This is a genomic window from Ruminococcus difficilis, assembly GCF_016680995.1.
In genome coordinates this window covers 54,998-68,143 of record NZ_JAEQMG010000140.1, presented here as the reverse complement: position 1 = coordinate 68,143, position 13,146 = coordinate 54,998, and the positions used below count along the sequence as shown (strand labels likewise).

10 protein-coding genes, 1 tRNA gene and 1 pseudogene are annotated in these 13,146 nt (G+C 50.9%); 1 reads left to right on the top strand and 11 read right to left on the bottom strand.

Annotated features, from left to right (window positions below; genetic code table 11):
- Positions 1-164: 164 nt before the first annotated feature.
- The 9 genes and pseudogenes from JKK62_RS12900 to purC form a co-directional block, all read right to left on the bottom strand.
- Positions 165-1,772: a TnsB C-terminal domain-containing protein gene (locus JKK62_RS12900; protein ID WP_201428234.1), complete on the bottom strand. Its 1,608-nt coding sequence runs from the start codon at positions 1,770-1,772 to the stop codon at positions 165-167.
- Positions 1,756-2,247 carry a PDDEXK family nuclease gene (locus JKK62_RS12895; RefSeq protein WP_201428233.1) on the bottom strand — a complete coding sequence of 164 codons (492 nt, stop codon included), beginning with the start codon at positions 2,245-2,247 and terminating at the stop codon, positions 1,756-1,758. The genes JKK62_RS12900 and JKK62_RS12895 overlap by 17 nt, the downstream gene beginning before the upstream one ends.
- A gap of 745 nt (positions 2,248-2,992) precedes the next feature.
- A pseudogene (gene guaA / locus JKK62_RS12890) lies at positions 2,993-3,910 on the bottom strand (glutamine-hydrolyzing GMP synthase); the annotation flags it as partial.
- A 188-nt stretch (positions 3,911-4,098) separates the two neighbouring features.
- Positions 4,099-5,046 (bottom strand): D-2-hydroxyacid dehydrogenase, encoded by a 948-nt coding sequence (locus JKK62_RS12885; RefSeq protein ID WP_092968986.1) that lies wholly within the window; start codon positions 5,044-5,046, stop codon positions 4,099-4,101.
- Between the two features lie 4 nt (positions 5,047-5,050).
- Entirely contained in the window at positions 5,051-6,595 is a 1,545-nt protein-coding gene (gene guaA / locus JKK62_RS12880) for a glutamine-hydrolyzing GMP synthase (RefSeq protein ID WP_201428231.1), read from the bottom strand.
- A 63-nt stretch (positions 6,596-6,658) separates the two neighbouring features.
- The gene (locus JKK62_RS12875) at positions 6,659-7,936 is read right to left on the bottom strand and encodes an adenylosuccinate synthase (protein ID WP_201428230.1); all 1,278 of its coding nucleotides are present in this window, start codon (positions 7,934-7,936) and stop codon (positions 6,659-6,661) included.
- Between the two features lie 35 nt (positions 7,937-7,971).
- On the bottom strand, positions 7,972-9,408 hold the full coding sequence (gene purB, locus JKK62_RS12870) for an adenylosuccinate lyase (RefSeq protein ID WP_201428229.1): 1,437 nt from the start codon (positions 9,406-9,408) through the stop codon (positions 7,972-7,974).
- Between the two features lie 22 nt (positions 9,409-9,430).
- Positions 9,431-10,900 (bottom strand): amidophosphoribosyltransferase, encoded by a 1,470-nt coding sequence (purF, locus tag JKK62_RS12865; protein ID WP_207752192.1) that lies wholly within the window; start codon positions 10,898-10,900, stop codon positions 9,431-9,433.
- A 40-nt stretch (positions 10,901-10,940) separates the two neighbouring features.
- Positions 10,941-11,654 carry a phosphoribosylaminoimidazolesuccinocarboxamide synthase gene (gene purC, locus JKK62_RS12860; RefSeq protein ID WP_092968996.1) on the bottom strand — a complete coding sequence of 238 codons (714 nt, stop codon included), beginning with the start codon at positions 11,652-11,654 and terminating at the stop codon, positions 10,941-10,943.
- Positions 11,655-11,877: 223 nt separating this feature from the next.
- On the opposite strand from purC, the gene JKK62_RS12855 reads away from it, so the two are divergent.
- A tRNA-Leu gene (locus tag JKK62_RS12855) sits at positions 11,878-11,964 on the top strand.
- Between the two features lie 345 nt (positions 11,965-12,309).
- Here the strand turns inward: JKK62_RS12855 and JKK62_RS12850 are convergent.
- Entirely contained in the window at positions 12,310-12,813 is a 504-nt protein-coding gene (locus tag JKK62_RS12850; protein ID WP_201428228.1) for a J domain-containing protein, read from the bottom strand.
- The gene (locus tag JKK62_RS12845) at positions 12,810-13,142 is read right to left on the bottom strand and encodes a DUF3846 domain-containing protein (RefSeq protein ID WP_201428227.1); all 333 of its coding nucleotides are present in this window, start codon (positions 13,140-13,142) and stop codon (positions 12,810-12,812) included. Before JKK62_RS12845 ends, JKK62_RS12850 begins: the two co-directional genes overlap by 4 nt.
- Positions 13,143-13,146 lie beyond the last annotated feature (4 nt).

The following is a 13,146-nucleotide window of genomic DNA, read 5'->3' as shown; positions in this document are numbered from 1 at the left end:
TTATCATCACCTTCACGGGGATATGGGCGTATCCTCTGCTGCTTGCACTTTTCTACCTGATAGCAGAGCAGCTTGAAAGCGATTTTGCTATACCGCATATCATTACACTGATAATCACGTATGTTGCTCCGCTATCCTTCCCGATCACCATGACCATGACAAACTTAGACCGAGCTAAACGAGGGCAAGCTGAACGCGACAAACCGCCCGTCTTTCTCCTTCAGCCAAACCATACTTGCATCGTCGGGATTATATGCCGCAACAGCTTTCCCACCTGATAGATACCGTTCTTTGTATCCCTCGGCATGATACCGCAATTTGTTGACCTTAAATCCATATCGGCTAAATGTTCCTTCGGTGCGGGGCAACAGCGTCATAATCAACTCCTTCTCGGAAACGGGGATCATATTTGCTCCTGCCTGAGATACCTTGTAATTCCAAATATCCGCAGCGTGGGGAGAAATACGACGCTCCAGCATATCCGTTGTATAAGGATAGCTGGTAATGACACGTTCTGAGTTGTAATGGACGATGCATCTGACGACGATCCTGTGAAATTCCTGCATCGTGAGAACGGCATCCTTCCTGTAATCGTGAGAGCCGCGTTTTTCGTAATCAGGCATTACAACGCCGTGACCCTTCAGGACCGTCTTAAATGAATTCTGCACAAGACCAAAGAAGCGTTCAACCGAGCCCTTCAACTCCGCACGAAACGACGGCAATTCAACCAGCGTTATACCGAGCTCCGTAATCTGCTCAAAAGTGCTGCCGACATACTCAGAACCGCGATCACAATACATCTTTCCAGGCAGACATCCCGTATTTGACCACTGATCCGAGTTGATAACGATCCCCATGCTTCGGCATAGCTTAACCTTGTCTGAGAGGATATTCAACATAAGTTGCTGGAGCGAATAAACGCCGCCTTCCCATAGCAGCGCATATCCGAGGCACAGTGACGTATTGACATCAACGGCAGCCACCAGAACGGGACGACCTACGAGCTGTCCTTTGTCGTTTACCAGGTAGATGTCACAGATCGTGCCGTCGAGAAAAGCTGTCCCGACATTTGGGGCAAGCTGCTGTAAGCCATCACCGAGAAGAGGACGGTCATTCATCTGATAGTCTTTCAGCCCGTTCCGAGAGATATAAAAATTCTCCATCTTCCGATGCTTCCGATAAAAATACTTGAACTGGCTGATCGTAGGATGTTCAAGCAGCTCCCCGTTTTCAGATGTGAACTTCTCCTTCAGCATCATAGCATACGCTGTCGGGAGAGAGTTTTTGTGCTGCGTATAATAAAATCGGTTTAGAGCCCAGCGCATGATCTTCTCTGTGTCAGTCAGCTCCCGCTCTTTCTTCTCCTTATCGGCTAATGCTCCGATGTCCTGATAGATCAGATACTGCTGCAAGTAAGCCCTGACCGTTTGCTTGCTGACCTTATATGCCTCAGCTGCTCTTGCGATTATAGCCGATCTGACCTTTGCATCCGAGAGAGAGGCTAATACCCCAGCTATGACGGTATAACGCTCTAATGCTGTTTTCCTTCTGAGAGGGCTCAAACTGTCGAGAGATTCAGGCAAATATCCTGTCTTTTCACAGAGGGTATCATCATCACACGGGACATAACTTGTCAGAGTGTCCGCATCTACATATAGCGGCATAGCAGGATGGATACAGTCAATAATCAAAGCCTTATTACCATTTGTATCAAGGACACGGATAATCTGCTTTCCGTCTGCTGACTGCAACAGCTTAGTTTGCTTCATCATTACTACGCTCCTTCTCCACGATAATACCCCAATCCTGAACGCCGCGCCGCGCCCAATACTTACGGGATGCTTCCAAAAGCCTTGCCGTTCGAGGCAGGGTTAGCTTCTTACGCCAGGTACATTCTCTGACCATATAATCTCCATTGGCTTTGACACATACAAAATCAGAGGTAAATTCCCCTTCTTCCAGCCCGTCCATTGATACGTTGCACATAATCTTACTGACTTGCTTGTTGCGCTCTAACAGCCCAGCAAAAGCGATCATAACCTGATCATAAAGGCGGGCAGTGGTATCGCACTTACTTAGCTGCATCTTCGTGCAGCGATCTTTGATTCTCTTTGACCTCATACTTACTCCTTTCCGATTTTCCGAAAAACGCTCCGAAAAATGTTCCGAAAAATGTTCCGAAAAATTATGTGCGGTTTTTCGGGATGGCTTTTCGGGAAATTTTTTCGGGATTTCTCCGAGGCACATAAAAACCTCAAAAGTCCAGTGTTTATCAGAATTTCAGCAAGTCAAGAAGGGTCATAACACAATCCCGAAAAATGGATTTTTCGGAAAACACTATGTCATGGTGCGAAGTCGTTTATCCTCGTTTGGTGCGAAGTCGTCTATCCTCACCGTTTTTCCGTCCTTCTCCTTCGTTCACCCTCCGCTCGCCACCTTCTCGCACGCTATCACGGCTTAGAAGACGGCTCGCTTCGGTTCCTTCTCTTTCCTTCGTTTCCCTCTCTCCTTAGTCTAATTTCCTTAATATTCGCCATTTATTCTTCTTTTTTCTTCTCTCTTCTTCTTTTTTCTTATCTCTTCTTCTCTTTTCTTCTCTTTTCTTCTCTTTTCTTTTAGAGGGAGATACGACTAGGAGAGAAAGACGGGACTTTAACTTACCGAATTTCTGAAATGTAATCAGGCTTTCAGAGCACGAAAAAAAGCCTTAGCCAAAGGTGCGCCGCTTTGCGGCATCCATTGCCACAAGGCTTTTACTTATGTTGTTGTTTGTCCGTCTTTCTCCTGGATCGATTCTGAATTTGACCCCGCTATGAAGGGATATAACTTAGTTCGATTAAGAATCTCAACCCCGCTATGAAGGGATATAACTTAGATCGATTCGGAATCTCAACCCCGCTATGAAGGGATATACCTTAGGCTCCGAGGATACTTCAGTTCGCATCATTTGGAGTTTTTGAGGTTAACCGAGAGTGAATGGGGACATCTGTTCTTATTCCCACTCGATGGTTGCGCAAGGCTTGGGAGTGAGGTCATAGAGCACACGGTTGACGTTCTCTACCTCAGCGGTAATGCGCCGGGTGATGTGCTGCAGAAGTGCAAAGGGTACATCCTCAACGGTTGCGGTCATTGCATCTGTCGTATTGACCGCGCGGAGAATAACGGGATAGGCAAAGGTTCGCTTGCCGTCCTTTACGCCGACGGATTTGAAATCGGGCACAACCGTGAAATACTGCCAGACCTTGCCCTCCAGACCGTTCTTCGCGAACTCCTCACGGAGAATCGCGTCGGACTCGCGGACTGCCTCCAGTCTGTCGCGGGTGATGGCACCGAGACAACGAACGCCCAGTCCCGGACCGGGGAAAGGCTGACGGAACACCATGTTATCCGGCAGACCGAGCGCTTTTCCGACTACTCTGACCTCGTCCTTGAACAGCAGCTTGACGGGCTCTACCAGCTCAAACTGCAAATCTTCGGGGAGACCGCCAACGTTATGATGAGCCTTGACGCCGTCGCTCTCGAGAATGTCGGGATAGATGGTTCCCTGCGCGAGGAACTCGATTCCGTCGAGCTTTCTAGCCTCTTCCTCAAACACGCGGATGAATTCCGCGCCGATGATTTTTCTCTTTTTCTCGGGATCCGCTACGTCTGCGAGCTTGTCAAGGAAGCGGTCAACCGCGTCAACATAAACAAGGTTCGCGTTCATCTGGTTGCGGAACACCTCGACTACCTGCTCGGGCTCTCCCTTGCGCAGCAAGCCGTGATTAACGTGCACGCAAACAAGCTGCTTTCCGATCGCCTTGATCAAAAGAGCAGCAACTACCGAGCTGTCAACACCGCCCGAAAGTGCGAGGAGCACCTTCTTGTCACCGATCTGCGCCTGCAGCTCCCTGACCTGCTCGTCGATAAACGCCTGCGCAAGCGCGGGAGTTGTGATTCTTTCCATTGTTTCCGGTCTTACATTTCCTGTCATAATTTCCTCCATAAACTAAAGGGAACCTCTAAATGATATCGTATTAGATAGATTATATCAAAACATGCGTTTCCCGTCAATACGGGTACAAAAAAATCCGCGAAAAACCGCGGATTTTTACTTTATCAGCTGACAACATTCACGGGATCGCCGTCCAGAAATGCGCGGATATTGTCCGCGACTATACCCATCAGCCTCTGACGGGTCTCAACAGGCGCCCATGCGATATGCGGCGTCATCAGACAATTCTTCGCACCCATGAGAATGCAGTCCTCCTCCATCGGCTCCACACGAAGCGTATCAATGCACGCGCCGCCGAGATGACCGCTCTCCAGCGCGTCGAGCAAATCCTGCTCCACCATCACGCCGCCGCGAGCAGTGTTGACAAACAGCGCTCCCTGCTTCATCTTTGCGAAGCTCGATTGATTGAACATATCCTGCGAATCGGCATTGAGCGGACAGTGTACAGTGACAACATCACTCTGCGCCAAGAGTGTTTCAAAGCTCACCTGCTCTACCCCGTCGACGTGCTTCGGGCTGCGGTTACAGGCAATCACGCGCATTTCAAAGGCTTTTGCGATTCTCGCGACAGCCTGACCGATAGCCCCCAAACCTACGACGCCGAGCGTCTTTCCCGCTAACTCGTTGAGCGGATAGACAAAGGGTGAAAAGGTCGGGCTGCGTTTCCACAAACCGTCCTGTACATATTGATTGTACTGTGCAACGCGGTTGAAGTGCTCCAGAATCAGCGCAAAGGTATGCTGAGCCACCGCGTTGGTCGAATAGGAACCCGCGTTGCATACGGTGATACCGTGTGCGCGGCAGTATTCCACGTCGATATTGTTATAGCCTGTGGCAAACAGACCGATATATTTTAATTTATTTGCAAGGTGCATGGTGTGCGCGTCCATCAGCGTTTTGTTGCAGACGACGATATCCGCGTCCGCAACCGCCTCGGCGATCTCCTCATACGAGAGCAGACCGTATTCCACTACCTCACCGAACTCTCTCAGACATTCCGCGCTGACGAGATTATCAATGACGGTCTGCGCGTCGGGTAATACGATTTTCATGGCGTTACTCCCATTCCACCGTGCCCGGCGGCTTGGAGGTGATATCATAGACCACGCGGTTGACGTGGCTGACCTCGTTGATGATGCGGTTGGAAACCCTGCCGAGAATCTCATAGGGGATCTTTGCCCAGTCTGCGGTCATAAAGTCGTCCGTCGTGACCGCACGGATGGCGACAAGCTCGCTGTAGGTGCGTGAATCACCCATGACGCCGACGGTTCTGACGCCCGGAAGAACCGCGAAAAACTGGCTCATTTCCTTGTCATAGCCGCACTGCGCCATCTCGTCGCGGAGAATTGCGTCGGCTTCCTGCAGAATTCTCACCTTCTCGGCGGTGACCTCGCCGATCACTCGCACGCCGAGTCCGGGACCCGGGAACGGCTGTCTCCATACCAAATCATGCGGCAGGCCGAGCTTCTCTCCTACCGCTCTGACCTCGTCCTTGAAAAGATCCTTGAGCGGCTCGATGATATCGTCAAACTGGATATCCTTCGGAACGCCGACCTGATTGTGATGCGTCTTGATTTTTGCCGCGTCTCCCTTGCCGCTCTCGATGCGGTCGGGATATATCGTTCCCTGCGCGAAGAAGCCCGAGCCGTAGCTCTCACGGATTTTGTTCCAGAACACATTATAGAACTCGGTGCCGATAATCTTTCGCTTTTCCTCGGGGTCGCTGACGCCCTTGAGCTTGGAGAGGAACTCCTCCTGACAGTTGATGCGGACAAAGTTCATGTCAAAGAGCTTGGTAAAGGTCTGCTCGACAAAGTCGCCCTCGTCCTTGCGCATCAGTCCTTGGTCGACAAAGACGCAGGTGAGCTGCTTTCCGATTGCCTTTGAAATCAATGCGGCGGCAACCGAAGAATCCACGCCGCCCGACAGTCCGAGCACGACGCCCTTATCTCCCACCTGCTCGCGGATCTGCGCGACGGTGGTGTCGATGAAGCTCTCCATCTTCCATTCGCCCTTGCAGCCGCAGACGTTGTAGAGGAAAGAACGGATCATGTCCTTGCCGTTTTCGGTATGGTTGACCTCGGGATGGAACTGCACGCCGTAGAGCCTGCGCTCCTTATCCGCCATCGCCGCAACGGGACAATTATCCGTCGTCGCGGAAATCACAAAGCCCTCGGGAACCGCGTTGATATAATCGCGGTGGCTCATCCATGAAATGCCCTCCGCGGGGATATCCTTGAAGAGCAGGTTGTTATTGTCATAGCGGGTCACGGTCTTGCCGTACTCGCTGACCGCGTCGTCCGTCGCGGATACGACGTTGCCGCCGAGCGAATATGCCATCAGCTGGCAGCCGTAGCAGATGCCGAGAATCGGGACGCCCAGCTTGAATATCTCGGGCGTATAGTGCGGAGAGCTTTCGTCATAGACGCTGTTGGGGCCGCCCGTGAAAATAATACCTGCGGGCTGCAGCTCTTTGATCCTCTCAATCGGAACCGTATACGGAAGAATCTCGCAGTAAACATTACACTCGCGGACTCTTCTGGCAATAAGCTGGTTGTACTGTCCGCCGAAATCGAGGACAATAACGGTTTCTTTGTTCATAACCCTTCCCCTTTCCAAAAGGAACGGGCTGTCTTATAAAACCTATAAGACAGCGCCGAACAATTATCTGTAAATAATGTCATTTCGGGAAGGACCGTTGGATACCATCGTGATCGGTACGCCGATTTCCTTCTCCGCAAACTCGATATACTCGCGGCACTCCTTGGGAAGCTGATCGTAGTCCTTGATGCCCGAGATAGAGCACTTCCAACCCTTCATCTTCCTGAGAATCGGTTTGCATCTCTTGAGCTTGGTGGTGGACGGGAAGTAATCAATCACCTCACCGTCGAGCTCATAGCCGACGCATACGGGGATTTCATCGAGATAGCCGAGTACATCGAGCACGGTGAACGCAACCTGTGTCGCGCCCTGCACCATGCAGCCGTAACGGGTGGCAACCAGATCCAACCAGCCCATACGACGGGGTCTGCCGGTTGTCGCGCCAAACTCGCCGCCGTCGCCGCCGCGTCTGCGCAGCTCATCTGCCTCGTCGCCAAAGATTTCGGAGACGAACTCGCCCGCGCCGACCGCGCTGGAATACGCCTTAACGACCGTGATGATCTCCTTGATTTCATAGGGAGGAATACCTGCGCCGACTGCACCGTAGCCCGCAATGGTATTAGAAGAAGTAACCATGGGATAGATGCCGAAGTCGGTGTCCTTCAGGGAGCCGAGCTGACCCTCGAGAAGGATATTCTTGCCCTCTTTGATGGCGTTGTGCAGGAACATAAACGCGTCGCCGACATAGGGAGCGAGCAGCTCCTTGTATTCCATGAGCTTGTCAAAAACCTCCTGCTCACTGATGGCGGGCTTGTTGTAGAGATTCTCGAGGATGGCGTTCTTGATTTCGAGCGCGTGATGAATCTTCGCCTTCAGTGAATCGGGATCATCATACAGCTCGTTGATCTGGAAGCCGATTTTGGAATACTTGTCGGAATAGAAGGGCGCAATGCCGCTTTTGGTAGAGCCGAAGGAATTCTTTCCGAGACGCTCCTCCTCGTAGCAGTCAAAGGCGACATGATACGGCATCACAATCTGAGCGCGGTCAGAGATGATGACTTGCGGCTCGGGAACACCTCTGTCCCGCAGCTCCTGCATTTCCTTGACAAAGTTCTCTACGCTGAACGCGACGCCGTTGCCGATGATGTTGGTGATATTCTGATGGAACACACCCGAGGGCAGCTGGTGAAGCGCAAATTTTCCGTAGTCATTGATAATCGTGTGACCTGCGTTTGCGCCGCCCTGGAAGCGAATGACGATATCGCTGTTGTCGGCGAGGACGTCGGTGATTTTGCCCTTGCCCTCGTCGCCCCAGTTCGCGCCTACGATTGCTTTTACCATATTGATTTCTCCTTTGATGGGATGATTGATGTATTTTATACGTTGATTTCGGGTCTGTCAGACTCGATATCCTTGTATTTTTCCAGTGCGGGAGCCACATATTCCGCGAGGAAGTCCGCGGTCTGCTCCTTTGCTCTGCCCGTGTATTTCTCGGGCTGCAGGATGCTCTCGAGCTCCTCGAGCGTTACGCCGAACGCTTCGTCCGCTGCGATTCTCTGCAGAAGGTCGTTCTCGCCGCCTTCTTCCTTGATGACCTTGGACGCCGCCATGGAATGGACACGGATTCTCTCGTGAAGCTGCTGACGGTCTGCTCCTCTCTTCTTCACGGCGTCCATCATAATGTTCTCGGTCGCCATGAAGGGCAGCTCCTTGCGGAGTCTCTGCTCGATGACCTTGGGATAAACGACAAGCCCGTCCGCGACGTTCGCGCAGAGAGACAGCACGCCGTCAATAGCGAGGAACGCTTCGGGTACGCTGAGACGCTTGTTCGCGGAGTCGTCAAGCGTACGCTCGAACCACTGGGTCGCGGTGGTGAAGTAGCCGTTGAGAACGTCTACCATCACATATCTGGAAAGGGAGCCGATACGCTCGCTGCGCATCGGGTTACGCTTATACGCCATTGCTGAGGAACCGATCTGGTTCTTCTCAAACGGCTCCTCTACCTCCTTGAGGTGCTGCAGCAGGCGGATATCATTGGAGAACTTCGCCGCTGACTGCGCAATGCCCGCGAGGACGTTGAGAAACTGGGAATCGAGCTTTCTGGAATAGGTCTGTCCCGATACGGGGAAGCATGCCTGATAGCCCATCTTCTCCGCAATCTTCCTGTCGAGCGCCTTGCACTTCTCGTGGTCGCCGTCAAACAGTTCCAAAAAGCTTGCCTGTGTGCCTGTGGTGCCCTTGGATCCGAGCAGCTTTGCCTTGGACAGCTGGTACTCGACGTCCTCCAAGTCCATCATGAACTCCTGGATCCAAAGCGTCGCTCTCTTGCCTACCGTGGTGGGCTGGGCAGGCTGGAAATGCGTGAACGCGAGTGTGGGCAGTGCTTTATATTCGTCGGCAAACGCGGAAAGGTTGCGGATCACCGTGATCAGCTTGTTGCGAATCAGACGCAAGCCCTCAGTCATGATGATGATATCGGTGTTGTCACCGACATAGCAGGAGGTCGCGCCGAGGTGAATGATGCCCTTTGCGTTGGGGCACTGTATGCCGTAGGCGTAAACATGGGACATGACGTCGTGGCGCACGAGCTTTTCTCTCTCCTGCGCGACTTCATAGTTGATATCGTCGGCATGTGCCTTGAGCTCATCGATCTGCTCCTGCGTTACGGGCAGTCCGAGCTCCTTTTCCGCCTCGGCAAGCGCGATCCAGAGCTTTCTCCATGTTCTGAACTTCTTGTCGGGAGAAAAGATATATTTCATTTCCTTGCTCGCATAGCGTGCGGACAAGGGTGATTCGTAACAATCCTTACTCATGCTGTTGTTCCTTTCCAAAGGTTTAGTTATCGGTTCCCTGACATTTGTTATCAAAATTCATGCCGCCGCGTTCCTTGCCCTTGAAGGTCTCGACGGTGATATCTGCGGGATACTGTCCCGTAAAGCAGCCCTGACAGAAGCCGACGGGTGCGTATCCGATCATCTCATGGAGCGATTCCACGGGCAGGTAGCCCAAAGAGTCCGCTCCGCTGAGCGCGGTGATTCCTTCTATTGTATGGTTGCAGGCAATCAGCTCTCCGCGCGACGGAATGTCGGTTCCGTAGTAGCACGGCCACATAAACGGAGGTGAGCTGATGCGCATGTGAACCTCTTTTGCGCCTGCCTCACGCAGCATAGTGACGATGCGGTCTACGGTCGTGCCGCGCACGATGCTGTCGTCGATCATGACGACGCGCTTGCCCTTAACCATATCTGCTACGGGGTTGAGCTTGATGCGGACGCTCTTCATGCGCTCCTTTTGGCTGGGCTTGATGAAGGTTCTGCCGATATAGCTGTTCTTGACGATCGCCTTCTCATAGGGAATGCCGCTTTCCTCGGCATAGCCGATCGCCGCGTCGATGCCCGACTCAGGAACGCCGATGACCATATCCGCTTCAACAGGGAATTCTCTCGCGAGGATCCTTCCCGCCTGTTTTCTTGCCTCATAGACGCTCACGCCGTCGATAAAGGAATCACTGCGCGCGAAATAGATGTACTCGAAAATACAAAGCGCCTTTTTCTTGTCGCCGAAATCGGGTCTGATGGAATTCACTTTGCCATCCTTGACGACGACAATCTCGCCCGGCTCGACGTCGCGGACAAACTCCGCTCCGCAGGCATCCAAAGCAGCGCTCTCGCTGGCAAAGACATAAGAGCCGTTATACTTGCCCATGCAGAGCGGCCGGAAGCCGTGCGGGTCACGCGCCGCAATCAGCTTGCGCGGACTCATGACAAGCAGCGAATACGCGCCCTTGATGGTCTGCATCGTGCGCGCAACCGCCTCCTCGACCGAGTGGCAGTTCAATCGCTCTCTGGCGATGACATAACAGATGACCTCGGAGTCGATGGTCGTCTGGAAAATTGCACCTCTCTGTTCGAGCTGGCGGCGGATTTCCACCGCGTTGGTCAGGTTGCCGTTGTGGGCAACCGACAATGTACCCTTGACATAACGCATAACAAGCGGCTGTGCGTTTTCGAGCACAGAGCCGCCTGCTGTGGAATAACGGACGTGCGAAATCGCCATCTGTCCGTTGAGTGAGTCAAGAATACTGTTATTAAAGACCTCGGTCACAAGGCCCATGTTCTTGTGATACTCAATTACACCGTCATCCGAGACCGCGATGCCGCAGCTCTCCTGACCTCTGTGCTGGAGCGCAAGAAGTCCGTTGTAGCAGGCATACGCCGGATTGATGGTGCCGTCGCTGAATATTCCGAAAACGCCGCATTCCTCATGCAGCCCTTCCTTTGCATAACTGTCGAAAGAATAATTCAAAATTTCACCGTCCGATAAGTTTGTGTTGTGGTGTAGATGATTAGTCAGCGAGACCGACTCTCTTCATCATCTCGGCATACGCTTCTTCAACACCGCCCATATCGCGGCGGAAACGATCCTTGTCGAGCTTCTCCTGGGTGTCAACATCCCAGAAACGGCAGGTATCGGGTGAAATCTCATCCGCGAGAATGATGGTGCCGTCGGGCAGTCTGCCAAACTCGATCTTGAAGTCGATCAGGTCTACCTTGCACTCCTTGAAGAACGCAACCATGACCTCGTTGATCTTCATGGTGTATTTCGCGATGGTGTCCAGCTCTTCCCTTGTCGCAGCGCCGATTGCAATAATCTGGCTGTCGTTGATCATGGGATCGCCGAGCGCGTCATCCTTGAGACAATACTCCAGTGTGGGAGCCTTGAACGCGGTACCCTCGGGTACACCAAAGCGCTTGGAGAAGGAACCTGCTGCCTTGTTTCTCACGATAACCTCGAGGGGTACGATCTGCACCTTCTTGAGAACCGTATCGCGGTCGCTGAGCTCCTCGACAAAGTCGGTGGGAACACCGTTCTTTTCCAGCAGCTTAAACATAAAGTTGCTCATTCTGTTGTTGACAACACCCTTGCCTACGATAGTACCCTTCTTCTCACCGTTAAACGCGGTCGCGTCGTCCTTATAGGATACGATGCACAGTGCGGGATCCTCGGTAGCAAATACTTTTTTTGCCTTGCCTTCATAGAGCATTTCTTTCTTTTCCATAAGTCTGATTCCTCCAAATCAAAAACAGTTTGAAAATACCAATACGTCTACTATTATATATGATTTTTGAATATTTGGCAACCGTATTAGAATTAAAAATGATTTTTTCTGAAAAAAATAAAATATGCACGGACTTTTAATAAATTATTAGATATTTTTGAGGTTTGCGCATTTTCCTCTTGATTTTTTGCATCAAGTCATGTATAATATACAAAGTCAATACGCCGGTGTGATGGAATTGGCAGACGTAGTGGACTCAAAATCCACCGGTAGCGATACCGTACCGGTTCGAGTCCGGTCACCGGCACCATAGAGAGTGGTTTATCTAAAGCCGCTCTCTTTTTCTTTAACTTAACTTAAACTGTTCAAAAACGGCTTAAACACTGGGTTTTTGAACACCTTGAAAATTAAGTTGAGAAAAGTTGACGAAAAGAAACTGCAACGAGATAAACCAACAATTAAGCAAATGTAGGCTTATAAACCTACAAGTAAACCTACAAAATAACCCCAAAAAATAAAAAAGCAAAAGAACCATACACAAAGGATTTGTTTCGCTTCGCCCTCTGTTAACCGCAGAGGGCTGTTTTTTTGTTCAAGGGTGGGAAGGTGGGAATATAGATTAAAGGGAGCAATAAGCTCCCTCAACCTTATACTATTATATAGCTGCTTGCAATTTCTTTTCTTCCTCTTTCTTCTGTTCGTAACGTTGACTTCCGAACATATCCCTTATATCGTCCATAGTCAATTCTTCATGGCTTTTCTTTCTGAATTTGTCCTTGTGATAATACCAAGCCTTTTTCTTATAGGCGAATTTGAAACCGAGCTGTTTTAAAACCTCTTTGTGTTCTTTGGTGTTGCCTGATACCCAAATCCATTTACCGCATATTTCAACCTCTACGCCCTGCAAGCTAATTAAAACATTAATGATATGTATAAACTCATGCGGCGTTTCGGCGGTCTCCTGCTTTGCCGTGTAGGTTTCGCCCTGTGCGTTGCTGTGTACATTCTTTAACCGCTCCCAGAGCTTTTCAAATTCGGCTTGCATAGCCTTGAATTCCTCGCCGTCGCCCCCGACAATGTCGGGGTGCAACTTCATAGCGAGCTTGCGGTATTCCTTTTTGAGTTCTTCGGCTGTTTTGCAGTTCTTAAAGTATTTCATATTCTCGCTCCCTTTGCGCTGAATTTAGCTATATATTTATCAATGAGGTTGTCGGGCATACTTTCAAAATTTTCGCTGTCGCAAGGCGCATAGCAGAGGAAAAAGTCACCGCAGATAAAATCAAGTATTCCATTGTTGCGGTTGAGCAAGTATCGGTTCGGCGTGAGGTTGCACAACTTTCCTTCCTCATTGCAAACTAAAGCAACTTCATCATCAAACGGATAAATCGCCTGAATATAGCCGCCGACAACGGCTTGCATACTTTCAAGGTCTCCCTTGATATTGGCTACATAAGGGTTAGTGAACGGTTTGACAATAATGACTTTCATTGTG

What these genes read in the sequence shown, in the direction of transcription:
- guaA (WP_201428231.1), bottom strand. Translation starts at nt 6,595, where the DNA reads ATGAACAAAGAAACCGTTATTGTCCTCGATTTCGGCGGACAGTACAAC.
- JKK62_RS12875 (WP_201428230.1), bottom strand. Translation starts at nt 7,936, where the DNA reads ATGGTAAAAGCAATCGTAGGCGCGAACTGGGGCGACGAGGGCAAGGGC.
- purC (WP_092968996.1), bottom strand. Translation starts at nt 11,654, where the DNA reads ATGGAAAAGAAAGAAATGCTCTATGAAGGCAAGGCAAAAAAAGTATTT.
- purB (WP_201428229.1), bottom strand. Translation starts at nt 9,408, where the DNA reads ATGAGTAAGGATTGTTACGAATCACCCTTGTCCGCACGCTATGCGAGC.
- JKK62_RS12845 (WP_201428227.1), bottom strand. Translation starts at nt 13,142, where the DNA reads ATGAAAGTCATTATTGTCAAACCGTTCACTAACCCTTATGTAGCCAAT.
- JKK62_RS12900 (WP_201428234.1), bottom strand. Translation starts at nt 1,772, where the DNA reads ATGATGAAGCAAACTAAGCTGTTGCAGTCAGCAGACGGAAAGCAGATT.
- JKK62_RS12885 (WP_092968986.1), bottom strand. Translation starts at nt 5,046, where the DNA reads ATGAAAATCGTATTACCCGACGCGCAGACCGTCATTGATAATCTCGTC.
- JKK62_RS12850 (WP_201428228.1), bottom strand. Translation starts at nt 12,813, where the DNA reads ATGAAATACTTTAAGAACTGCAAAACAGCCGAAGAACTCAAAAAGGAA.
- JKK62_RS12895 (WP_201428233.1), bottom strand. Translation starts at nt 2,247, where the DNA reads ATGTGCCTCGGAGAAATCCCGAAAAAATTTCCCGAAAAGCCATCCCGA.